The organism is Rothia sp. SCPM-O-B-18226 (M350) (assembly GCF_058213595.1).
Genome location: NZ_JBYQJS010000001.1, coordinates 507,206 through 530,180, shown reverse-complemented (window position 1 = coordinate 530,180; position 22,975 = coordinate 507,206). Strand labels below are relative to the sequence as shown.

Below are 22,975 nucleotides of genomic sequence, written 5' to 3'. Positions count from 1 at the left end.
CGCCTGGGGCAAACCCATGCCAGAAGCATTTGGACCCGCGTGAAGCGGGCGTATCCACCCGTAATTAGCGGCATTATGCACTGGCACGAGAAGCCCGTGGTTGCGCGGCTATTTGGATACAGCCGCACAGTCTTAATACTCTACAGGAACCACTCGGGCATTGCAAGGGTTTCACAAACATGATTACCGTCTCTTCTGCGCCTGTCTTACCCCAGTCTTACCGCATCATTGCAGACATCTTCCGCCCATGCATCGGGCCTAGCGGGAGTGAACTCCTTATTAGACAGTTAAAGCAGGAGGCCCCTTCGTGTAGTTCCTGACGCATAAGAAACTGAAGGGGCCTCGAGAAATCTACCGCGCAATGTGTCAAACAAAGGTGGTAGATATTTATATTTTACTACTTTTTGATATATCCCGTGACAGGCTTGCCGAGGATACTTTAAATACATCGCGCATCCGGCCTATTTTCTACGCATCGCGAGCGCTATTCGCGCTAACATCTCGGCCTCTCCCCCACTGGAAAACACGGGCTGCCGCCCAAGGTTCAACGAGCCAGAGCCCTCTGAGTCCTCCGACTATTCCCCCGTAACACGCACACGAGCCAACCCATCGCGAACGATAGAGTTCAGTTCTTCTCCGGGGCGTGATTCGTTCTTCGACTCGTAATACTGACCGCTACGAGCATCCAGCACGTAGGGTACGGTAGCCGCGGGATAGTCTCCGGCCTTGTCGATAGCGATTACCGAGCCGTCGGAGAGCAGCACCTGATGATTGATGCGGGTAGGAGCTACTTGAATCGTCTCAACAACTTCTCGGGTCAAAGAGTTGATCACCGTGATGGTGCCACCACCGGCGATGGAGGGCTCTCCCTTACCGCCAAAGTCCGCGACGTAGAGCAGATGACGCTTCGAATCGAAGAGAATATCGGTGGGCATCCGGCCAAAGGGAATATAAGCCAGCTGTTCGCCCTCCAGGCTCAGAATGTACAGGCCGGAGTTCTTGCTTTCAGCTCCCTGTGCCGAAATATAAAGCTCCCCACGGGCGGGGTCAATCTCCGCGCCGTGTACCATAACGGAGGTTTCAGCATCCTGACCACCCCGCACGGGAAAAACATTAACCCGCTCCCAGGTCTTCAGATCGATAACCCAGATTTCGTCCTTGATAATATTCGGGACATACAGCAGGCCGCTTTCCTCATCGGCAATGGGACCGAGTAGCATTGCGGGACCAAAATCCCGCAGGGGGCTGACGGTGCGCTCCCCCTTATCGTTAGCAGCAGAAATAACCTGGTAACCGCCGGCACCGGTCACGAGTACAGATCCGTCAGGAGCCACGTAGAGCTCGCGCGGGGTGAGCATCTCAATATCCTCGGAGCGTGAATCCCACACGAGCGAAAGGTCATCCTGAGAGTACGCGGTGACCGTTTGGGTTCGGGTTCCTCCGGCCCATACCAGACCGCGTTGATTGTCGAGGGCCAGCCCGTAAGCGGCCTGAATTTGGTAGAGGCCTTCCTGGCCGGGGTTATGGTCCTCGACCACGGGCAGATACGCGGTGAGTTCAGTCTCCAAGGTGTGGGCATTCAGGCGTGCAAGAGTGGCGCACAGGGTGCCATGGGTCTTGGTGTGGTTGAAGCTACCGGTCACGAAGAGAACATCCCGTTCGGGGTTGTAAGCAACCTGATATTGCCCGGCTAGTCCGGGCTGTCGCTCCACGATCTGGCGAGCACCTGAGACTCCCTGCTGTGTTTCGTTATTCGACTGGGACATTCTTCCTCCGAAGGTCTGTGTGTAGGGGGAACAGATATGTGCAGCTCAAGTACCACAGCCGCAAGATGAGAGGCAGCATGGGTCTTATACCTCGCAATGCTGCTCTACATCATACGCTGTGGAGGACGTGACCGCGGGGATAAACGACCTCGGGTCGTCTGCGGCCCGGTGAGCCCACGCATTTCCAAAGGTTTCCGAAAATCATGGCCTTGCGGGGAACCCAAGCTTGAGAGCCACCTCTTCTACATCGGCTGTAGCCACAGAAGAACGGTGGGGAATCCGGCAGTGATTTCGTAACATTTCTTCAGATAACGGCCCGGGATATCGAGTTTCTGCAAAAATCGGCCAAAAAGTTTAGAAATTTAGGGCGATTTTTTCAAAAACCAAGTTTTTTGCCAAAAACTCCCGCTGAAGGTGCGAAATTCAGCGAGATGTACCATAATAGAAGAGACGCATGCGTCAAACAAGAGGTTCGGTCCTTATCGGACAGATTTCTTGGGTCCCTTTTTCCTCGCTAATCCGTTTGTCTAGGGACCGAACCTCGCTTTGACCATTAAGCCCGCACTTCGGTGCGGGTTTTCTTTTTGCCCGAGACATTCCTCCGGGCATAGCCCAGGGGCGGCTCCCTTCATAAGGAAGGGAACCGCCCCTGGGCTATTTTACGGTTTACGCAAACCGATTATGGAAGCATGCTCCTCCTCCCCAGAACAGCGTTGGGAAGACCGCATGGCTTCATCGACGTTTATGCCTTGCGGCGACGAGCCACCAGAATACCGGCACCCGCGACCAGAGCCAGGGCACCCAGGCCAGATGCAATCAAGACGCCGGAGGCACCGGTGTTAGCCAGCGAAGACTTCGAGGACTTCGAAGAGTTCGAGCCGTTAGAAGAAGAGGTGTTCTGCGACGAAGAAGCGGAGGTCTTCGAAGCGCTGTTGCCCTTCTCCTGGGCCGAGGGCTTCAGGGAATCTGCAGGAGCCTTGGACTGGTCCTTAGCCTGATCCTTCGACTCGGCCGGTGCGGAGGGCTCAGGAGCCGAGGGGTTCACGGGGGCGTCCTTAGCTTCATCCTTCTTCGGCTGGTTCTCGGTCGTGAAGGTGTACTCGACGGCCATGCCGCCACGTGCGTTATCGTTCTCGGTCAGGGAGCCGGAGAGCAGATAAATAGCTACCTTATCACCGGTCTTGAGCTCTTCCTTCAGGTTGGAGTTGGCAACGGTCGGACGATCGATAGTCGCGGTGAAGTTACCGTTCTCGTCGGCCTTGATGTAGGCCCACACGCCCGAGCTGTTAGCTTCTGCACCCTCCAGCTTCGGCTCTTCCTTGGCTGAGATGGTGCCCTTGTTCAGCTTGACTGCGATAACCGAGCCCTTGCCGTCCTTGGTCTTGAAGCCTTCACCGCGGAAGGTCAGCTTCTCGCCTTCCCAAGTCTTGGGGAAGTAAACCTTAGCGCCATCCTTGTACTCGTGCACAACCTCGTTCGAAGTGGCCGAATCGCTCGGTACGGGGGTGGAGGGCTCAGGCTTGGCCGAATCGCTCGGGGCGGGGGTGGAGGGCTCAGGCTTAGCCGAATCACTCGGGGCGGGGGTGGAGGGCTCAGGCTTAGCCGAATCACTCGGGGCCGGAGTAGTCGGCTCAGGCTTAGCCGAATCACTCGGCGTGGGGGTAGGCTCATCGTTCTTGGCGATGGTCAGCGGAGTACCCGCAGGGTACTGAGTAGTCACACCGGAAGGAGCAGCAGCAACCTTGGAGGTTTCGACGGTTGCGCAGGTGGTGTCTGCGGCCTTCTGCTCGGTGACGGTTGCCTTCAGGGCCTCACCACCACGCGGGGTGTCATTCTCAACCATCGAACCGGAGAGCAGAGCCACGGAAATCTGGTCACCGGTATTCAGATTGTCCTTCAGGCTGGAGTTAGCGGTGGTGGGGTAGGGCAGCTCGGCGGTGAAGTTGCCGTTCTTATCGGCCTGAATGTAGGCCCACACGCCCGCGCTGTTGCCTTCCTTGCCGTTGAGCTTCGGCTCTTCCTTAGCGCTGATCTTGCCCTTGTTCAGTTTGACGGCAACAACGGAGCCCTTGCCGTCCTGGGTCTTGAAGCCCTCACCGCGCAGCTTCAGGGTCTCGCCCTTGGTCCAATCCTTGGTGGTGTACAGCTTGGCGCCGTCGGTGTAGGTCTTCACCAGCTCCTCAGAAGAGGCCTGCGAGGCAGACTTTGCGGTGGTCTCGATGGTGGTATTGAGCTTCACCATGACACCGGGAGTAATCGGGCTGTCGGCGTTGTCCTTGCCCTTGGGTTCGGTGCTGGAGGTTCGGTATTCACCGGTAGCCGGGTCGATGGTGTAGTTGGTCTCGATCGGGGAGGCGTCCTCGGTGCTTCGAGCCAAGGCGTAGGCCGAGCCATCGGGAGTAACCAGCACGTCATTTGCGCCGCTAGTAGCGCCGGTGGAGACTTCGGAGACAACGGTGCCGGTACGCGCATCAATCACGCCCACGTTGCCGGTACCGTAATCGGTAACGTAGAGCAGGTCACGAGCTTCGTCAGAGGTGATGGCAAGAGCCTGCTTACCGAAGGGAATGGACTTCTTATATGCGCCGGTCTCCAGATCGTAGACGGTCACACCGGAGTTGGCCCCGGTCTTTCGGTCGCCCTGAGAGCTTACGTAGATTTCCTTCAGGGACTTGTCGATAGTGACGTCCGAGGCGTTCAGAGCGATATCTGCGCTGTCCTTGTGCAGCTCAATGGTCTTCTCAACCTCGAGAGTCTTGCCATTAATTACCTTCAGGGTGCCTGCGCTCAGGGTAGGGACGTAGACCTTGCCATCAGCGGAGTCTACGTGCATGTTCATTGCGGTGTCAGGTTCGCCCTTGGCATTGGTGAATTCAATCTTCTTGACCAGGGTGTGCTGGGTGGTGTCGAAGACGCTAATGCCGCCGGAGCCGGAAACAAAAGCTTTACCGGTTGCGGAGTCGATGCGCACCTCACGAGGATGATCAACTTCGCCTTCTGCGCTGGTCCAGATCACCTTCTTGGTCGAGGGATCCACCACGGATACGGTGCTGTTACGAGTCTGGGTCACCCACACGTAACCGGTAGCCTCGTCATAGCCGACACCGTAGGGGGATGCAATCTGCTTACCCGAGGGTTCGGTGGCTCCGCGAGGGGTGAAGTCCACGGTCGGGAACTGGTAGACCGATGCAAGGCTCGGTGTGGAGGAGACATTCCAGGAGCCCAAACCGCCGGTCAGGATCGGAGGACGGCCGGAGGAGAAGGAAGTGAACAGGGTAGAGGTAGCCGGTGCGTAAGCCAGCTGGTACTGGCCGGGCAGACCCTGATACTGGGTAGCGCTTACGCTAAAATGACGGCACTCGTCATTAGAGTTCTGTGCGCTGGATGCTGCGGGCAGGGAGGAATTGCCGTTAGCCGCAAAAGATGCGGGAATCATGGTCATCGATCCTGCGACGACGGAGAGGGCGCTGGCAACGGCGAGCAGCTTGCGTGAGGGCTTGGGTGAAGAAGTCATGGTAATCCTCGATGATGTGTTGATGATACTTCTCCAAAGGTCGTGCAACCTCCGGATTAGGTGCTCGACTACCCCTAATATATAGGCAAGGCATAGCTAAGCACTTATAGAGTCGATGATAAACACCTTCTCAGGAGGTTTTCAACCTATTTTCAGCTCTGTCTAAGTCTTCCCCCAGTACCTGTTGCCCATCTACTGCCCGTAAAATCTGCCTTTTCCCATATTTATCCAGGTCAGATCATTATTTATGCTCTACAGAAAGCCGACCCCGGCAAAAGTACTGTTTCTATATATGACGACCAATCTCCAAATATGACGTTCTTTAGCTCGCGATGTTTCTCATCTCGGGGTATAGCAATGGCCCCTCCCCCACAGTTGTGGGGAAGGGGCCATTATTGCTCTAGCAGATGATTCTGCGGAAAGGCTTACTTAGCCTTCTCCAGAATCTCCACGACGCGCCAACGCTTGGAAGCGGACAGCGGACGGGTCTCTGCAATCAGAACGAGGTCACCGATGCCTGCAGTGTTCTGCTCATCGTGTGCCTTGATCTTGGAGCTACGGCGAACAACCTTGCCGTACAGAGCGTGCTTCACGTGGTCCTCGACCTCGACGACAACGGTCTTGTCCATCTTGTCGGAGACAACGTAGCCGCGGCGGGTCTTACGGTAGCCGCGCTCTTCGTTCTTTACTTCACTCACTTGGACTCACCTTCAGTTGCGGGACGAATACCGAGCTCGCGCTCACGCAGCACGGTGTAGATACGTGCGATGTCGCGCTTAATAGTGCGGCGACGACCTGCATTAGCCTGACCGGTGACTTCCTGGAAGCGGATGTTGAAGAGTTCCTTCTTCGCTTCGCTCAGCTTTGCAGCCAGATCCTCGTTAGAGAGTGCTGCGAGCTTCTCGATGCTCAGGTCCTTGGAGCCTACTGCCATCTCGCTTATTCACCACCTTCACGGCGACGCACAATACGTGCCTTCATCGGGAGCTTGTGGATTGCCAGGCGCATTGCCTCGCGAGCCACCTCTTCGGACACACCGGCGAGTTCAAACATGACTCGACCCGGCTTGACATTTGCGACCCACCACTCGGGCGAACCCTTACCGGAACCCATACGGGTTTCGGCGGGCTTCTTGGTCAGGGGGCGGTCCGGGTAAATGTTAATCCAGACCTTACCGCCACGCTTGATGTGACGGGTCATTGCGATACGTGCAGCCTCAATCTGACGGTTGGTCACGTATGCGGGGGTCAGGGCCTGGATGCCCCACTCACCGAAGCTAACCTCGGTGCCGCCCTTTGCGAGACCACTACGCTTGGGGTGGTGCTGCTTACGGTACTTTACTCGACGGGGAATAAGCATTTATGCCTCACCGTTCTCTGCAGTCTTGGCCTCGACCTTTGCCGAAGCGTTCTCGTTGCGGCGCTCGCGACGAGGACCACGGTTGCCCTGGCGGCGGCGGTCACCATCGCGGCGGTTGCCACGGCGGTTGTTTGCTGCCTGCTGAGCTGCCAGCTCCTTGTCGGTCAGGTCGCCCTTGTAGATCCAGACCTTCACACCGATGCGGCCGAAGGTGGTCTTGGCCTCGAAGAAGCCGTAGTCGATGTTCGCGCGCAGGGTGTGCAGGGGCACACGGCCTTCGCGGTAGAACTCGGAACGGGACATTTCAGCGCCACCCAGACGGCCGGAGCACTGGATACGGATACCCTTTGCGCCTGCACGCTGTGCGGACTGGATTGCCTTCTTCATTGCACGGCGGAATGCAACACGCGATGCGAGCTGCTCTGCGATGCTCTGTGCAACCAGCTGAGCGGAGAGGTCGGGGTTAGCAACCTCGAGGATGTTCAGCTGAATCTGCTTGCCGGTGAGCTTCTCGAGCTCGCCGCGGATGCGGTCTGCTTCTGCGCCACGACGGCCAATCACGATACCGGGACGAGCGGTGTGGATGTCCACACGCACGCGGTCACGGGTACGCTCAATCTCGACCTTTGCAACGCCTGCGCGATCCAGGTTCTTTGCCAGCAGCTCGCGGATCTTCACGTCCTCACGGACGAAGTCTGCGTAACGCTCGCCGGGCTTGTTGGAATCAGCGAACCACTTGGAGACGTGGTCAGTGGTGATGCCCAGTCGGAAACCGTTCGGGTGAATTTTCTGACCCATTTAGCGGTCCTCCTCCTTCTCCGGGGTAGCAACTACCACGGTGATGTGGCTGGTGCGCTTGTTGATTCGGTATGCACGACCCTGAGCGCGGGGCTGAATGCGCTTCATGGTCGGGCCCTCGTTCACGAATGCTTCGCTGATGAACAGCTCTTCCTCGCGGAAGGGCAGACCCTGCTGGGTTGCCTTCTGACGAGCGTTAGCTACTGCCGAAGCAACGATCTTGTATACCGGTTCCGAAGCTGCCTGGGGGGCGAACTTCAGAATCGCCAGAGCCTCTTCCGCCTGCTTACCACGGATCAGGTTGACGACACGGCGGGCCTTCATAGGCGTAACGCGAACGAAACGCGCTGATGCCTTGGCTTCCATTGCCTATCTCTCTTTCGTCTATTGCCGAAAGGGAAACGTTAGCTTATCGGTATGAACCGATTAGCGACGCTTGCCCTTACGGTCGTCCTTCACATGGCTGCGGAAAGTGCGGGTCGGAGCAAACTCACCGAGCTTGTGACCAACCATCGACTCGGTGATGAACACCGGCACGTGCTTGCGACCGTCGTACACTGCGATGGTGTGACCGAGCATGTCGGGGATAATCATCGAGCGACGCGACCAAGTCTTAATTACGTTCTTGGTGCCCTTCTCGTTCTGAGCTGCAACCTTCAGGTAGAGGTGCTGATCAACGAAAGGGCCCTTCTTCAAACTACGAGGCATGTTTCAGGCTCCTTAGCGCTTCTTGCCAGTACGACGGCGACGAACGATGAGCTTGTCGCTTTCCTTGTTGGGACGGCGGGTACGACCCTCGGGCTTACCGTTGGGGTTAACCGGGTGACGACCACCGGAGGTCTTACCTTCACCACCACCGTGCGGGTGGTCAACCGGGTTCATAACCACACCACGGACGGTCGGGCGGATGCCCTTCCAGCGGTTGCGGCCAGCCTTACCCCAGTTGATGTTGGACTGCTCGGCGTTGCCGACCTCGCCCACGGTTGCGCGGCAGCGAACATCCACGTTGCGGATTTCGCCGGAGGGCAGACGGAGCTGGCCGTACTTGCCTTCCTTAGCAACCAGCTGGACAGAAGCACCAGCGGAACGTGCCAGCTTTGCGCCGCCACCGGGGCGGAGCTCGACGCAGTGAATCACGGTACCAACCGGGATGTTGCGCAGGGGCAGGTTGTTGCCGGGCTTGATGTCAGCTGCGGGACCGGACTCGACGATGTCGCCCTGAGCGAGCTTGTTCGGAGCGATGATGTAACGCTTGGAACCATCGACGTAGTGCAGCAGTGCGATGCGTGCGGTACGGTTGGGATCGTACTCGATGTGTGCAACGCGTGCGTTCACGCCGTCCTTGTCGTGACGACGGAAGTCGATCAGACGGTACTGGCGCTTGTGGCCGCCACCCTTGTGACGGGTGGTGATGCGGCCGGTGTTGTTACGGCCGCCGGTCTTGTGAAGCGGACGAAGCAGGGACTTCTCCGGGGTGGAGCGGGTGATCTCAGCGAAATCAGCAACGCTCGAACCGCGGCGACCCGGGGTCGTCGGCTTGTACTTACGAATACCCATTTAGATATTTCTTCCTTCGTTAAAGTGGTCTCCGCGGGGCTTATGCCTGCGGACCGCCGAAGATGTCGATGGTGCCTTCCTTGAGGGTCACAATCGCACGCTTGGTGTTCTTGCGAGCGCCCCAACCGAAACGGGTGCGCTTGCGCTTGCCCTGACGGTTGATGGTGTTGACGGATGCAACCTTGACGTCAAAGATCTTCTCGATGGCCTGCTTGATTTCCAGCTTGTTGGAATCGGTAGCGACCTCGAAGGTGTACTTACCTTCGTCGAGCTGACCGTAGCTCTTCTCGGAAACGACGGGAGCAATGATCACGTCGTATACAGACTTGGTGGAAACGCTCATTACTTAGCGCCCTCCTTCTTCTGAGCTGCAGCAACGAATGCGTCGAATGCTGCCTTGGTGAAGACCACGTCGTCCGAAACCAGCACATCGTAGGTGTTGAGCTGGTCGACGTACAGAACGTGGACGTTCTCCAGGTTACGTGCGGACAGAGCCACAACGTCCTCTGCACGAGCAATCACAAGAAGGATGTTCTTGCGCTCGGTGATAGCTGCGAATGCAGCCTTTGCAGCCTTGGTCGAGGGGGTCTCACCGGAGATGAAGTTCTCGACAACGTGGACGCGGTCGTGACGAGCGCGGTCAGAGAGAGCACCGCGCAGTGCAGCGGCGATCATCTTCTTGGGGGTGCGCTGTGCGTAGTTACGCGGAGTCGGACCGTGAACAACGCCACCGCCAGTCATGTGCGGTGCACGGATGGAGCCCTGACGTGCGTTACCGGTACCCTTCTGCTTGAAGGGCTTACGGCCTGCACCGGAAACCTCGCCGCGGTTCTTAGCCTTGTGGGTGCCCTGACGTGCTGCTGCGAGCTGTGCAACGACAACCTGGTGCAGCAGGGGCACGGATGCCTGCGCGTCGAAAATCTCTGCGGGCAGGTCTACCTTAAGGGTCTTAACAGCCATGATGTATTAGGCTCCCTTCACAGCGGTACGAACCAGAACAACGCCGCCCTTGGGACCGGGGATTGCGCCCTTGATCAGCAGGACATTGTTCTCTGCGTCCACACCCTGGATAGTCAGGTTCAAGGTAGTGTGACGTGCTGCGCCCATACGGCCAGCCATGCGCATACCCTTGAACACGCGTGCGGGGTAGGATGCGCCACCGATGGAACCGGGCTTGCGGTGGTTCTTGTGCTGACCGTGAGACGCGCCAACACCCTTGAAGCCGTGACGCTTCATAACACCTGCGAAGCCCTTACCCTTGGTCTTGCCAACGACGTCGACCTTCTGGCCTGCTTCGAAGAGCTCAACGGTCAGTTCCTGACCGAGGGAATACTCAGAAGCATCTGCGGTACGCAGCTCGACAATGTGACGACGGGGGGTAACACCGGCCTTCTCGAAGTGACCAGCCAGGGGCTTGGTAACCTTGCGAGAGTCGATTGCACCGAAACCAATCTGAACAGCTTCGTAGCCGTCAGTCTCCTGGTTACGGATCTGGGTAACAACGTTAGAATCAGCCTTGACGACGGTGACGGGCACAAACTTGCCGTCCTCGTCCCAGACCTGGGTCATGCCGAGCTTGGTGCCCAGCAGGCCCTTCACCTGGCGCTCGAATTTGTTAGTCATTAGATGCGATCCTCTACAGCTTGATCTCGATGTTTACGTCTGCCGGCAGGTCGAGACGCATGAGGGCATCAACAGCCTTGGGGGTCGGATCAACAACGTCGATCAGACGCTTGTGCGTACGCATCTCGAAGTGCTCGCGGCTGTCCTTGTACTTGTGGGGAGAACGAATAACACAGTAGACGTTCTTCTCGGTCGGCAGCGGCACGGGGCCAACTACAGTTGCGCCTGCGCCCTTGACCGTTTCGACGATTTTCCGTGCCGAAGAATCGATGACCTCGTGGTCATAGGACTTCAGACGGATGCGGATTTTCTGTCCCGCCATCTGTCGGACTCTCTTTCTTGATGTATTCCCTGTATCGGAGCTTTTGCTCCTTTGTTATAGCGCTTAAGGAACGCGATATATTCATCACGTGCGCCACCCAGAACGGACTGAATCCGGCCTTGCCGGGTTCCTCACCCCGCCTGAGTACCGACCCCCGAACTCGGGCGTGTCGTCTATATTCTAGACAAACTCGTCCCGTCATCCTTCGGACCGGGTCATACGTGGGCCTATCTGATACAGATAGACACTTTGACAACGTCGTCAATTCTCTCAAATATTCGGGGGTTCTCGCAATGCCAACGTTCATTAAGTGGTTAAGAACACTTAAAAGACCTTCCTGCCCCTCTCCGTAACCAGACATCATCGCCCGGTGTGTCCTTCACAGAGACTTCTAAACCTACTTTCAGTATTTTCCATGCAGTTTATACCCCGAAATATAGCTTTCAAGCCTAGTAGTACTCGTATGGTAGAAGTACCACTTAGCCTAAGGAGAAATCATGTCTCAGCCGACACAACCTCACCGGGCACCCAGTCACACGCACTCCCCCATCAACCAACCCTATAACGAGCAAGCACCGTTCCCTCCCTCCCCTGCACCGTCGCAGGTCACCCGCGGAGAAATGTACTCTCATCAAACACCGCATCCTCAGCGGATGAACGAGGACCTCTTCCTCAATATTGTTCTGTACATCGGTTCGCTTCTGCTCATTGGAGCTGCTGCCCTTTTCATTACTTCGGTTACTTCCTCGACCGACGAGACGGCGCTGATTCGCGTCCTCGCGTTAGCGCTGGGAGCCGTTGTCTTTTACGGTGCGGGCCTGTTGACCTACCGTTTCGTGAAGCGTCTGCGCATCGCTTCCTATTCCTTTACGGCGACCGGCTTGGCTTTCATCCCCCTCACGGGTATTGCCACGTATATCCTCGGTATCTGGGATCAGGGCCGTTTCATCTGGCTTATCACTTCTCTGATCGGTACCGCCGCAATTATTGGAGCATGTACTCTGATGCGTAACCGTGTCATGGGTTATCTCCTAATTTCTTTCTTTATTTCAGATTCGTTGGCCGCCACGAGGGTGGTTGAGCTCCCCTTCGTTTGGTACTTCATTGTCCTCACGGTCGTAGCGATTGTCTTGGGACTCGTACTTCACTTTGTTCCCGAAGCCGCTCCACGGGGTATCCGCGAAGGTCTCGTTGATTCATCACGAATTTTTGTTCCGGTCACCGCGGCGTCCATTTTCTTCTTTACCTATGAGATGTCCTCTCTGGACATGGGTATCGCCTTCACGGTGATGTCTGTCCACGCTATCCTCTTCCTGTGCATGGAGGGGAAGATTGACTACTTTGTTCAGGCACGAATCTACCCGCTTATTGCTGTCCTGGCATTTGCTGATGAGTTGAACCAAATTGTCTGGACTCCCTCGATTTTTGCGATTACCGTACTCGTCACCAACATTGTTTCTGTGTACGTCTTCGTCCCCCGCGTGCGCACTACGGCTAATGCGCAACGTCCCATTCAGCATCAGGAGGCTACGGTATCCAAGATTCCTTGGAGCTCTTCTGCTGCTCAGTTGCCTCGCGAGAAGTTCGAGTGGCTTCCTACCTACGACGCAGGCTTCGGTCTCATCCTCCTTTCTTGTGCGTTTGTAGCCGCCCTCGCCATAGCTTCCCCCTATGTAGAAAGCGGCTGGGCCGAGCTTCTACCGTACGTGCAGACTCCCCACACGATCTTCCCCGCTTCCTGGGGTATCGGTATCTTCTATCTGATTAGCTGCCTGACCTACCGTAAGGCTCTTCGGCCGATGGCGTTGCTGGCCCTCTCGGCATTTCTCCCCTGCATCGCCCTCTTGATCAATATCGCGAATGGGAACACCCAGGGCGATTTCTACCTCTTCTTTGGCGCATCTACCATCATCTATATTTTGAGCCGCAGCGACGTCAAACTACGCTTCGCGGGATCCATGATGAGCACCCTCGGGTATGCGCTAGGTTTCTTCCTGCTTGCGACGACCCTCTTCCCTGACATGCAGCCCATCGAGATGCGTCTGGTCTTCGCACTCGTATTTGCACTTGCGGGCCTGCTCATCTTCGCTCTTCCCTCTGCTGAGATTCAGGGGATCCCGGGTCTACGGAGAACCCCCGAGGGGCTGGCTTACCTGTTCCTTGGTTCTCTGTCGTTGCTCGCCTCGATGTTCGTGGACATTACCGTCAAGACGATTGCCCAGCATTTCTGGGCCTACTTCGGTATGTTCTCCGCAGCGCTTCTTCTACTCAGCCTTTTGGCCATTCTGCTGTTGGGGCGTATCTTCGGCATTTCAAACCGTGACGATATGCGCTACACCCTGCTGGTTCTGACGCGTATTGGTCTCTACGGGCTTCTTCTGATCGGATTGGTCGGGACCCTGTACTACCGTAGCGCCCTCGCCACGGTGATAACAGGTACCTTGGATATCGCAGGGTACACGCTGTGGGTCGCTGTTCTCCCGACTTTGATCACCGTGCTATACGCGGCGCTCGGTCTTATGTTGCCCCCTCGTTCAGCAATCCGCACCGAGATTCTGACTGTTTCTCGTCTGCCTATCTGCTGGTCGCTATTGCTTCTGTCCATGAATAACGATGTGAAGACGATGGTCGTCCATTTCTTCTTCGTTGCTCTAATGGCTGCGCAAACCCTGTACAGTGTTCTCCTCTATGCCCGCACTCGCCGCATTGCCGAGCTATACATCGCGACGGGAGTCTTTACGGTGGCGGCCTGCTACAGCGCTTTCACCGGCGGCCTGCTATATCTTGAGGATCCCATTCTCTCCGTCGGTGCTCCGGCTCTGCTGATTGCTGTTTGGGGTGTTGGCGTTGCTCTGAAGGTTCCGTACCTACAGCCCGGTGCTTCTCTGAGCGTGAGCACGTTCTGTATCACTGCTCTCTGGAATGTCTCCGGGGTTCCGGCTCCTTCGGACCACGCCGAGTTCTTCGGCTACTCCGCACTTCTGGCTGTCGTTATTCTGTGGGTATTGAAGGTCCTCATCCCCCGAGAGAATCCCGTTCTGCATCCTAACGTACGTCCTTCCATAGTCGTCCAGGCGGGCTCTAGGAACATTGTTCTTCCGATGCACGGTCCCCTGCCTGCACCCACCTCGCAGTTTGCGCCCCGTCTCCCCCTGGCTCAGGGTATTTTTGGTCCGATCAACTATCTGCTGATGGTTCCCGCACTGGGCGTACTCTATTTCGCCACGCTAATGGGCCTGCTAAGCTCCACTCACGTAGAGCTCAACGCCCTCCTATGGGGTCTAAGCACGCTGTGTCTGATGTCCGTATGCCGAGTGGAGCAGGTACCTACCATCGCAACGACGGCTTTCTGCCTCTCTATCTCCCGGCTGATGCTGCATTATTCTGATGCACCTCGCATCGTCCTGGTGCTGGAGATTGCCCTTTTGATTGTTCTCGCCATCGCTGCGGTTGGTGTTTTCAAGAATTTGGCAGCGCATCGTCCCGTCAATGAACAGGTGTCGTCTACTCTCCTGTACTGCGCTCTGGGTCTTCAGGCGCTCCTGACGCTGGTTCTTTGGAGAATTCCGACCGGGGGCCCTGACGTTATCCTCCTCGTACTGGGCATTGGCCTGACCCTCTTGGCCGGTCTTGTACTCCCCAAGGCGTGGGCATACGTATCGGCCGTACTGGTGACGGTGGATCTTGCCATTTCGCTCAATGGTCTCAACCCGCTCTTCCTGCTCATCATCTCGGTGATTCTTATTGCCGGCGTCATTTGGAGGCTCCTTGCCCGTCAAAGTGGCCACCAGGATGACAGCGGCGTCCCGTCGACTCCGGTGGAGCAGACTCCGGTTTCTCAAGCTACCGCTCTTCCCCCGGCCGAGGGATATGTTGGGCAGTCTCCCAGCGGGCAGGCACCACAATCGGTGAATAGCCAGTCTATTCCGCCGGCGCAGACCCCGCCTCCCGGTGGCGGCTACTCCGTTCCTGAAGGGGACGGGCGTTCGGCGTAGTGACGTTGCCTCGCTAACGCCCTGAGAAGTCACGGTAAGCCGTGTTTTCCAAGGCGCCCCACCTTCAAGCGGCCCTCAGCTTCATACGGCTGAGGGCCGCTTCTTTGTCGCTTCCGCCATCCCCCATTGCGACGAGGAACAACTAGCAAGGTCTGCGGTCACAGGGCAGAACGTTTCCGAAGCCCCGCGCACTTTCGTGGCCTGTCCTCCGCCCCGTTGCTCTTCTTCTAGATTTTCTTCCCCCGTATTTTTCTGTGTGGTCCCTTCTAAATGCTCGGGTACCGTGAGGGGGTTATCCGGCCCGGTCCTGCGCTGGTCGGCCTACGATTTTGTCTAGGTGCTATGGCAAGACCACTACGAGACCGGTTCTGGGCATAACAAAAGGACCCCCGCAAAACTGCGGGGGTCCTTAAGTATCGCTACCTGGTGGAGGGGAAAACCCTCCGGCAGGTCACCAGCGAATTGTCGTAAAGTTTACGGCAATTACTTGATGATCTTGGTAACGCGACCCGAACCAACGGTGCGGCCACCCTCACGGATAGCGAAGCCGAGGCCCTCTTCCATTGCGATGGGCTGAATCAGGTCAACGGTCATCTCGGTGTTGTCACCGGGCATAACCATCTCGGTGCCCTCGGGGAGGGTGATAACGCCGGTCACGTCAGTGGTACGGAAGTAGAACTGAGGACGGTAGTTGGAGTAGAAGGGGTTGTGACGGCCACCCTCATCCTTGGAGAGGATGTAGACGTTTGCCTCGAACTCGGTGTGGGGGGTGATGGAGCCCGGCTCCACGACAACCTGACCACGCTCAACATCGTCGCGCTTCAGACCACGCAGCAGCAGACCACAGTTCTCGCCTGCCCATGCCTCGTCGAGCTGCTTGTGGAACATCTCGATACCGGTAACGGTGGTCTTCTGGATCGGGCGGATACCAACGATCTCGACCTCGGAGTTCAGCTTCAGGGTACCGCGCTCTGCACGGCCGGTCACCACGGTGCCACGACCGGTGATGGTGAAGACGTCCTCGATGGGCATGAGGAAGGGCTTGTCCTTCTCACGCACGGGGTCCGGGATGTAGGTGTCGACTGCGTCCATGAGCTCCTCGATCTTAGCAACCCACTCGGGATCGCCTTCGAGAGCCTTCAGTGCGGAAACGCGAATGACAGGGGCGTTGTCGCCGTCGAACTCCTGCGAGGAGAGGAGGTCACGGACCTCCATCTCGACGAGGTCGAGGAGCTCTTCGTCGTCAACCATGTCTGCCTTGTTCAGTGCAACCAGCAGGGTGGGGACGCCAACCTGGCGAGCGAGCAGAACGTGCTCGCGGGTCTGTGCCATGGGGCCGTCGGTAGCAGCAACCACGAGGATTGCGCCGTCCATCTGAGCCGCACCGGTAATCATGTTCTTGACGTAGTCAGCGTGGCCGGGAGCGTCAACGTGTGCGTAGTGGCGCTTCTCGGTCTGGTACTCAATGTGAGCAATGTTAATGGTAATACCGCGCTGGCGCTCCTCGGGAGCGGAGTCGATCATACCGAAGTCGCGCTTCTCGTTCAGGTCCGGGTACTTGTCAGCCAGAACCTTGGAGATTGCTGCGGTCAGGGTGGTCTTACCGTGGTCAACGTGACCAATGGTACCGACGTTAACGTGAGGCTTGGAGCGCTCGAACTTAGCCTTAGCCAAGAGTGTTCCTCCTAGAACGATTGAAAACATGCACGCGGATCTTCACTCCGGCGCATCCCGTTATAAAACGGTCTAGCGTCTACAATAGCGGATTACACCGCAGAGATGAAACTGTCCATGCTCTCAATGATGGATTTAATGGAAAAATTTCGCTGTGGGCCACGGGTTTTACCCCGTGGCCCACGGGTGAGTCGCGAGAATTACTCGCCGCGGCTCTTCTGGATGATCTCGTCAGCGACGTTCTTGGGAACCTCGCCGTAGCTATCGAATGCCATCGAGAACACTGCACGACCCTGGGTCTTACCACGCAGGTCGCCAATGTAACCGAACATTTCGGTCAGCGGCACGAGAGCCTTGATGATCTTCACGCCGGATGCGTCCTCCATGGAACGAACCTGGCCACGGCGGGAGTTCAGGTCGCCGATCACGTCGCCCATGTACTCCTCGGGGGTACGAACCTCAACGTCCATCAGCGGCTCGAGCAGGACCGGGTTAGCGCGCTTAGCGCCTTCCTTGAAGACCATCGAACCGGCGATCTTGAACGCCATTTCGGAGGAGTCGACGTCGTGGTAAGCACCGTCGAGCAGGGTTGCCTTCACGCCCACCATCGGGTAGCCAGCGAGGACACCGAACTTCATGGCGTCCTGGATACCAGCGTCGACCGAGGGGATGTACTCGCGAGGAACGCGGCCACCGGTGACCTTGTCCTCGAACAGGTACAGCTCTTCGCCATCCAGGGGCAGGGGCTCGAAGGAGACCTGCACCTTTGCGAACTGACCGGAACCACCGGTCTGCTTCTTGTGGGTGTAGTCGACCTTCTCGACTGCCTTCTTGATGGTCTCGCGGTAAGCAACCTGAGGCTTACCAACGTTAGCCTCAACCTTGAACTCGCGCTTCATACGGTCAACGATGATGTCCAGGTGCAGCTCACCCATACCACCAATTTCGGTCTGACCGGTTTCTTCGTTCAGCGAAACGGTGAAGGTGGGGTCCTCAGCGGAAAGCTTCTGGATAGCGGTGGACATCTTCTCCTGGTCGCCCTTGGTCTTGGGCTCAATAGCCACGAAGATCACGGGGTCGGGGAAGGTCATCGACTCGAGAACAATCGGGTGTGCGGGGTCGCACAGGGTGTCACCGGTGGTGGTGTCCTTCAGACCGATTGCTGCGTAAATGTGACCTGCGGTGATCTCCTCAACAGGGTTCTCCTTGTTGGAGTGCATCTGGAAGAGCTTACCGATGCGCTCCTTCTTACCCTTGGTGGAGTTCAGAACCTGCTGGCCCTGAGCTGCAACACCGGAGTAAACACGGGTGTAGGTCAGCTGACCGTAGAACGGGTGAGCTGCAACCTTGAACGCCAGTGCTGCGAAGGGCTCGTCTGCGGATGCCTTACGGGTCAGCTTCTCTTCCTCGTTGGAGGGGTTGGAGCCGACAACGTCCGGAACGTCCAGCGGGGAGGGCAGGTACTCGATCACAGCGTCCAGCATGGGCTGAACACCGCGGTTCTTGAATGCAGAACCACAGAGAACGGGGAATGCCTCGCCTGCGATCACGAGCTGACGGATACCAGCCTTGATCTCGGGGATAGTCAGTTCGCCCTCTTCGAGGTACTTCTCCATGAGCTCTTCGCTGGACTCAGCAACAGCCTCAACCAGCTCGGAGCGGTACTGCTCAGCCTTCTCAACCAGGTCAGCAGGAATGTCCTGAACCTCGTAAGAAGCACCCATGCTCACGTCACCCTTGGCGTCGCCGGGCCAGACGTATGCCTTCATTTCGAGCAGGTCAACAACACCGAGGAAGTCGCTCTCAGCGCCGATGGGGAGCTGAACAACCAGCGGACGTGCGCCCAGGCGGTCGATGATGGTCTGAACGGTGAAGTAGAAGTCAGCACCCATCTTGTCCATCTTGTTGACGAAGCAGATACGGGGGACATCGTACTTGTCAGCCTGGCGCCAAACGGTCTCAGACTGGGGCTCAACACCTTCCTTGCCGTCGAACACAGCAACTGCGCCGTCGAGGACGCGCAGGGAGCGCTCAACCTCAACGGTGAAGTCGACGTGACCGGGGGTGTCGATAATGTTGATCTGGTTGTCCTTCCAGAAGCAGGTGGTTGCTGCGGAGGTAATGGTAATACCTCGCTCCTGCTCCTGAGCCATCCAGTCCATGGTGGAAGCGCCGTCGTGGGTCTCACCGATCTTGTGGTTAATACCGGTGTAGAACAGAATGCGCTCAGTGGTGGTGGTCTTACCGGCGTCGATGTGCGCCATAATACCGATGTTGCGGACCTTGTTAAGGTCGGTGAACACGTCAAGTGCCACGTTATTCTCCCTAAATGAGATACTCCGAAAGCCTGCCGACTCGAATCGACTCGGCAGGCTCTAAACGGAGAATTACCAGCGGTAGTGTGCGAAGGCCTTGTTGGACTCGGCCATCTTGTGAGTGTCCTCGCGACGCTTCACAGCGGCACCGAGACCGTTGGACGCATCCAGGATCTCGTTCATCAGACGCTCAGTCATGGTCTTCTCGCGGCGCTGCTTGGAGAAGCCAACGAGCCAGCGGAGAGCCAGAGCGGTGGAACGGCCGGGGCGAACCTCAACCGGAACCTGGTAGGTTGCACCGCCAACGCGGCGGGAGCGAACCTCGAGAGAAGGCTTGATGTTGTCCATAGCCTTCTTCAGGGTTGCGACCGGATCGGAACCGGTCTTCTTCTCGACGCCCTCGAGGGCACCGTAGACGATGCGCTCTGCGACGGACTTCTTACCGTCCAGCAGAACCTTGTTGATCAGCTGAGTGACCAGCGCAGAACCGTAAACAGGATCGTTTACGAGGGGACGCTTGGGAGCGGGACCCTTACGAGGCATTACTTCTTCTCCTTCTTAGCGCCGTAGCGGGAGCGAGCCTGGCCGCGACCCTTAACACCCTGGGTATCCAGAGCGCCACGAACGATCTTGTAGCGAACACCGGGGAGGTCCTTCACACGACCACCGCGAACGAGCACAATCGAGTGCTCCTGCAGGTTGTGGCCCTCACCGGGGATGTATGCGGTAACCTCGACGCCGCCGTTGAGCTTGACACGAGCGACCTTACGCAGTGCCGAGTTCGGCTTCTTCGGGGTGGTGGTGTACACACGGGTGCACACGCCACGCTTCATGGGGTTGCCCTTCAGTGCGGGCGCCTTGGTCTTAACGACCTTGGGAGTCCGGCCCTTACGGACCAGCTGCTGAATAGTAGGCACGTTTTCTCCGTTGCTTGATCGGGTTTCTCGTTAGAGAAGCCCGTATAAACTTACTGGCCCCCATCGCGGCGGATGGGTGCTCTCGGTTATCAGAAACGCTCGGGTGCACTGGGCACTCCGGTTGGTTTCTATAGGTTCCTCAACTCTCGGCGAGTTCTGTCTCCTTTTCATCCGAAGACGAAAAGTTTTTGGGCACACGTAAAAATGGCATTTAGGCGTCAGCAAAAAGCAACGCCAAAGGACGGTATCCATACTGCCATTGATTCGTTTGCCCGTATCCTCGGAAAGTCCCGAGGGAACCCACCAAGGGTGGATCCAGTACACCGAGCTCAAGTACTTCGCATAAGACTATACAGGTTAAACTCGGCTTAATCTAGCGGGACTGCGCGGATTTTCCACTTTTAAGCAGATATTGAAGGCAGTTTCCAGTGATTTGCACCACTTAAATTACATGTTTGCAATTCTGTCCTTGTCGACTCCCACGGCATCACCCCGACACCCCGTTATACGAATATACGAAAAGTCGCCAAGAACCCGAGTTCTTGGCGACTTCTCATGTACCGGCAAAGGCGCAAGCATCGCCCAATCCCGTTGCTGTCAGTATTTAGACAACCTGGAACTGGCGAGTCTGACCTTCAAAGTTGGTCTTCGCACCCGTAATCTTCTTTGCGGTGCCGAAATAACGAATGCGGTACTGGCCCTTTGGGGTATTCAAGGGAACCTTCCAACGAACCGTCACCTGCGAGGCGGCAATACCCATGCGCTTCCACTCGTAGAAGGTATCCGGGTTGTTATCGCCCGTGTAGTACTTCCACGCATTGCCCTCTCGACGCTCAATCACGAAGTAGCTACCGTCGTGATGAATATTGTTATTCGGGTGAGCGCCGACAAAGCGCGCGGAAACCTCCTGCCGACCGGCAATAGCGTCCTGCGGCTGCTGAGTGACCTGCCCATATCGCGTGCCAAACATCGGGCTGTCATAGACGACCTTGCCCTGAGCGCTGGAGACCGGTCGACGATCCTGCGGACGATCGCCGATACTCAGAGAAGTACCGTTCTTCAGGGAGGTACCCACTTCGTTAATCGTCTGGCGGAAAGCGCTGGAGGTATAACGACCAAAGAGGGTTGCGCCGCCCTCGTACTGCTGCGAATCGTACTCCTCGGGGGTCGTCACATAGTGGTCATAGGCGTTGGTGTACCCCTGCAGAATAATATGCGACTCGGGCACGCCGAAGAGCTTAGCGGCGTCCTGACGATACTGCACGCCCACCGCGCCGGTAAATTCGCCCGGCATACCGAGCAGGTAGTAGTCACCGAAACGCATAATCTGAACGGGGAACTTCTCCTGAATGATCGTTCCATTTTTAGCAGAGAAGAGGACACCCTTCGGTTTCTGACAGCTAATCTGAGCGGAGCTCGGAGTAAAAGCAAGGAATCCCAAAATCGAGGGACGTCCGGAACCTTCCTTATACACATCCCAGCCGCCACCGCCATCTTCGGTCGAGCCGGCACCAAAAGCGGTGCCCAAGAATCCCTGACAGGTGCGTTCGTTACGGCCGGTTCCGGTGTACTTTGCGTCAACGTTCATACCTGAGAAGTTGAAGTAGGAGATTCGCGAATCCAGGCCGGTGCCTACCGAGTTACCTGCGCTCTTGAGCTGGGCACGCACGGCATCTGCCTGCTTCTGCCCCTGAATCTTCAGGTTCTGATGGTCATCCTTGGTGGGCCCCTGACCCGGCTTGAGCCACGTATTCGGAGAAACGTCACCGGCGTTTGCATTGGCAAAAGCGGCCACAAAACCATCTCCGCTACCCGGGACATTACGGTCAATGCCGTGATCCTGGTTCTCCAGCAGATACTCGGCGTAGCCCTTGTTATCGCTTGAAATCAGGGTATTCTTCGAGGTCAGAGAGGTCGGGTGCAACGCGTACCAATTCAGCACCGCGCGAGTCTTACCGTTACGCTCCAGACGCAGGGTCATGTTAGTCGGGTCGGTACCGTTCGGAAGCTTGGAACGCAGCTCCTGCGAATCTCGGTTATAAGCCTCGCGCGAACGGTTCACACCCACACCCGTGAGCTTAGAGGTCGAGACCGTCAGGTTGCCAGGGGCCAGGTCTCTCGTTGCCTGACGCACGGCCTTCATGGTTCCCTCAACCTGGGCATTAAAGGTGTCCTGGTGAAATCCCAGGGTCGTGATGTTGTACAGGCTCTGGTGGGTAATGCCGCCCGGGGTCGCATGCGTATGAGTTGCGGTAATCATGATGTTCGATTCCGAGTATTCAGATCCATACTCGGCGCGGATACGCTTGACCAGCTCATCTCGGAGAGACTGCCAGCCAGTGAGAGCATCCAACACCACGATGAGGTTACGCTGACCGCTGGCACGGTCAACAACAATAAAGGCGCGAGCATACTGACGGGTATGCACGCCACTACCCTTCTGGGAAGTCTCGCCGTAGCCCATGAAACCGACCTCGCCGGGTTCACCGGTAATATCGGCTGCGCCGGCACCCACGAGGTAGGGCGTGGCTTGGGAGGCTTGAGCCGCGGGGGCCACCCCGGCCATCTGGCCGGAAGGCAAAATTGCAGAGGCGGCAATCAGGCAGGCGGCGCCCACACGTGCCAGAGATCGTTTGGGCATGACGAGTCGTGAAAACAGAGAGTTCTTGGCCTTCGTTGCCGACGAGGACGTGAATACCTGCTGGAACGAGGGACACGGAGCGATACCGGAAGTATGCAGGGTGAAGCTATTTCCCCCCGATCCGGAAGTGACTGGAGTGATATGCATGCCTTCAAGAGTAAATCCAAGTCAGAGCGTTTTCCAATCACCCAATCATCCTAATATACAAGAATATATATTCTTTATATTGCTCAATAAAAACGAATGAATGGTCTATAAAGGGGTGATTACTCTAGTAAACTCAGTAAACCTAACCACCCTCCCCCACCGCAAAAATTTGCAATCAAGAGAATTTTTCCCTCTGCGTAAATTCTGTTTCCGCCGAGATCCTCCCAAAATATTTTGGAGAAACAACGAACTCAACGCGCACCCGTATCAAATCTTAAAGACAGGATTCAGAAAACCCTTAACCCCTGTCACAACCATCGTGATTGGAAAAGCCTGGGTTCCTTCTC

At 56.9% G+C, this 22,975-nt stretch carries 19 protein-coding genes; 1 reads left to right on the top strand and 18 read right to left on the bottom strand.

Annotated features, from left to right (window positions below; translation table 11 throughout):
• Positions 1-575: 575 nt before the first annotated feature.
• From AC3E6W_RS02270 to rpsJ, 13 genes are all read right to left on the bottom strand, one after another.
• Complete coding sequence (locus tag AC3E6W_RS02270) at positions 576-1,766, bottom strand: YncE family protein (protein WP_490652220.1); 1,191 nt, start codon at positions 1,764-1,766, stop codon at positions 576-578.
• Positions 1,767-2,508: 742 nt separating this feature from the next.
• Positions 2,509-5,280: a YncE family protein gene (locus tag AC3E6W_RS02265; RefSeq protein ID WP_490652219.1), complete on the bottom strand. Its 2,772-nt coding sequence runs from the start codon at positions 5,278-5,280 to the stop codon at positions 2,509-2,511.
• Between the two features lie 425 nt (positions 5,281-5,705).
• Entirely contained in the window at positions 5,706-5,978 is a 273-nt protein-coding gene (gene rpsQ / locus AC3E6W_RS02260; protein ID WP_049331917.1) for a 30S ribosomal protein S17, read from the bottom strand.
• A complete protein-coding gene (rpmC, locus tag AC3E6W_RS02255; protein WP_049331915.1) occupies positions 5,975-6,214 on the bottom strand; it encodes a 50S ribosomal protein L29 in 240 nt (79 codons plus the stop codon). Before rpmC ends, rpsQ begins: the two co-directional genes overlap by 4 nt.
• Before the next feature lie 5 nt (positions 6,215-6,219).
• Positions 6,220-6,639 carry a 50S ribosomal protein L16 gene (gene rplP / locus AC3E6W_RS02250; RefSeq protein ID WP_049331913.1) on the bottom strand — a complete coding sequence of 140 codons (420 nt, stop codon included), beginning with the start codon at positions 6,637-6,639 and terminating at the stop codon, positions 6,220-6,222.
• Entirely contained in the window at positions 6,640-7,437 is a 798-nt protein-coding gene (rpsC, locus tag AC3E6W_RS02245) for a 30S ribosomal protein S3 (protein ID WP_049331911.1), read from the bottom strand.
• Positions 7,438-7,803: a 50S ribosomal protein L22 gene (gene rplV / locus AC3E6W_RS02240; RefSeq protein WP_005504964.1), complete on the bottom strand. Its 366-nt coding sequence runs from the start codon at positions 7,801-7,803 to the stop codon at positions 7,438-7,440.
• Positions 7,804-7,863: 60 nt separating this feature from the next.
• Positions 7,864-8,145: a 30S ribosomal protein S19 gene (gene rpsS / locus AC3E6W_RS02235; protein WP_004005282.1), complete on the bottom strand. Its 282-nt coding sequence runs from the start codon at positions 8,143-8,145 to the stop codon at positions 7,864-7,866.
• A gap of 12 nt (positions 8,146-8,157) precedes the next feature.
• Positions 8,158-8,994 (bottom strand): 50S ribosomal protein L2, encoded by an 837-nt coding sequence (gene rplB / locus AC3E6W_RS02230; RefSeq protein WP_049331908.1) that lies wholly within the window; start codon positions 8,992-8,994, stop codon positions 8,158-8,160.
• Positions 8,995-9,034: 40 nt separating this feature from the next.
• Complete coding sequence (gene rplW / locus AC3E6W_RS02225) at positions 9,035-9,337, bottom strand: 50S ribosomal protein L23 (RefSeq protein WP_005504959.1); 303 nt, start codon at positions 9,335-9,337, stop codon at positions 9,035-9,037.
• The gene (rplD, locus tag AC3E6W_RS02220) at positions 9,337-9,954 is read right to left on the bottom strand and encodes a 50S ribosomal protein L4 (RefSeq protein ID WP_049331907.1); all 618 of its coding nucleotides are present in this window, start codon (positions 9,952-9,954) and stop codon (positions 9,337-9,339) included. The genes rplW and rplD overlap by 1 nt, the downstream gene beginning before the upstream one ends.
• A gap of 6 nt (positions 9,955-9,960) precedes the next feature.
• Positions 9,961-10,617: a 50S ribosomal protein L3 gene (rplC, locus tag AC3E6W_RS02215; RefSeq protein ID WP_005504955.1), complete on the bottom strand. Its 657-nt coding sequence runs from the start codon at positions 10,615-10,617 to the stop codon at positions 9,961-9,963.
• A 13-nt stretch (positions 10,618-10,630) separates the two neighbouring features.
• Positions 10,631-10,939, bottom strand: a complete 309-nt coding sequence (gene rpsJ, locus AC3E6W_RS02210; protein WP_004005287.1) for a 30S ribosomal protein S10 — start codon at positions 10,937-10,939, stop codon at positions 10,631-10,633.
• A gap of 497 nt (positions 10,940-11,436) precedes the next feature.
• Between rpsJ and AC3E6W_RS02205 the strand changes: the two genes are divergently transcribed.
• A complete protein-coding gene (locus AC3E6W_RS02205; protein WP_490652218.1) occupies positions 11,437-14,934 on the top strand; it encodes a Fe2+/Zn2+ uptake regulation protein in 3,498 nt (1,165 codons plus the stop codon).
• Positions 14,935-15,417: 483 nt separating this feature from the next.
• Here AC3E6W_RS02205 and tuf read toward each other — a convergent pair whose 3' ends face one another.
• The 5 genes from tuf to AC3E6W_RS02180 all read right to left on the bottom strand — a co-directional run bounded on the left by tuf (position 15,418) and on the right by AC3E6W_RS02180 (position 22,481).
• Entirely contained in the window at positions 15,418-16,608 is a 1,191-nt protein-coding gene (tuf, locus tag AC3E6W_RS02200) for an elongation factor Tu (RefSeq protein WP_049331906.1), read from the bottom strand.
• Between the two features lie 200 nt (positions 16,609-16,808).
• The gene (gene fusA / locus AC3E6W_RS02195; protein WP_490652217.1) at positions 16,809-18,923 is read right to left on the bottom strand and encodes an elongation factor G; all 2,115 of its coding nucleotides are present in this window, start codon (positions 18,921-18,923) and stop codon (positions 16,809-16,811) included.
• A 72-nt stretch (positions 18,924-18,995) separates the two neighbouring features.
• Positions 18,996-19,466: a 30S ribosomal protein S7 gene (gene rpsG / locus AC3E6W_RS02190; protein WP_005504941.1), complete on the bottom strand. Its 471-nt coding sequence runs from the start codon at positions 19,464-19,466 to the stop codon at positions 18,996-18,998.
• On the bottom strand, positions 19,466-19,840 hold the full coding sequence (rpsL, locus tag AC3E6W_RS02185; RefSeq protein WP_005504939.1) for a 30S ribosomal protein S12: 375 nt from the start codon (positions 19,838-19,840) through the stop codon (positions 19,466-19,468). Before rpsL ends, rpsG begins: the two co-directional genes overlap by 1 nt.
• A gap of 604 nt (positions 19,841-20,444) precedes the next feature.
• A complete protein-coding gene (locus AC3E6W_RS02180; RefSeq protein ID WP_490652216.1) occupies positions 20,445-22,481 on the bottom strand; it encodes a neutral/alkaline non-lysosomal ceramidase N-terminal domain-containing protein in 2,037 nt (678 codons plus the stop codon).
• Positions 22,482-22,975: the final 494 nt, after the last annotated feature.

What these genes read in the sequence shown, in the direction of transcription:
- AC3E6W_RS02270 (WP_490652220.1), bottom strand. Translation starts at nt 1,766, where the DNA reads ATGTCCCAGTCGAATAACGAAACACAGCAGGGAGTCTCAGGTGCTCGC.
- AC3E6W_RS02265 (WP_490652219.1), bottom strand. Translation starts at nt 5,280, where the DNA reads ATGACTTCTTCACCCAAGCCCTCACGCAAGCTGCTCGCCGTTGCCAGC.
- rpsG (WP_005504941.1), bottom strand. Translation starts at nt 19,466, where the DNA reads ATGCCTCGTAAGGGTCCCGCTCCCAAGCGTCCCCTCGTAAACGATCCT.
- rpsC (WP_049331911.1), bottom strand. Translation starts at nt 7,437, where the DNA reads ATGGGTCAGAAAATTCACCCGAACGGTTTCCGACTGGGCATCACCACT.
- rplB (WP_049331908.1), bottom strand. Translation starts at nt 8,994, where the DNA reads ATGGGTATTCGTAAGTACAAGCCGACGACCCCGGGTCGCCGCGGTTCG.
- rplV (WP_005504964.1), bottom strand. Translation starts at nt 7,803, where the DNA reads ATGGAAGCCAAGGCATCAGCGCGTTTCGTTCGCGTTACGCCTATGAAG.
- rplD (WP_049331907.1), bottom strand. Translation starts at nt 9,954, where the DNA reads ATGGCTGTTAAGACCCTTAAGGTAGACCTGCCCGCAGAGATTTTCGAC.
- rplC (WP_005504955.1), bottom strand. Translation starts at nt 10,617, where the DNA reads ATGACTAACAAATTCGAGCGCCAGGTGAAGGGCCTGCTGGGCACCAAG.
- rpmC (WP_049331915.1), bottom strand. Translation starts at nt 6,214, where the DNA reads ATGGCAGTAGGCTCCAAGGACCTGAGCATCGAGAAGCTCGCAGCACTC.
- rplP (WP_049331913.1), bottom strand. Translation starts at nt 6,639, where the DNA reads ATGCTTATTCCCCGTCGAGTAAAGTACCGTAAGCAGCACCACCCCAAG.
- AC3E6W_RS02205 (WP_490652218.1), top strand. Translation starts at nt 11,437, where the DNA reads ATGTCTCAGCCGACACAACCTCACCGGGCACCCAGTCACACGCACTCC.
- rplW (WP_005504959.1), bottom strand. Translation starts at nt 9,337, where the DNA reads ATGAGCGTTTCCACCAAGTCTGTATACGACGTGATCATTGCTCCCGTC.
- rpsS (WP_004005282.1), bottom strand. Translation starts at nt 8,145, where the DNA reads ATGCCTCGTAGTTTGAAGAAGGGCCCTTTCGTTGATCAGCACCTCTAC.
- rpsJ (WP_004005287.1), bottom strand. Translation starts at nt 10,939, where the DNA reads ATGGCGGGACAGAAAATCCGCATCCGTCTGAAGTCCTATGACCACGAG.
- AC3E6W_RS02180 (WP_490652216.1), bottom strand. Translation starts at nt 22,481, where the DNA reads ATGCCCAAACGATCTCTGGCACGTGTGGGCGCCGCCTGCCTGATTGCC.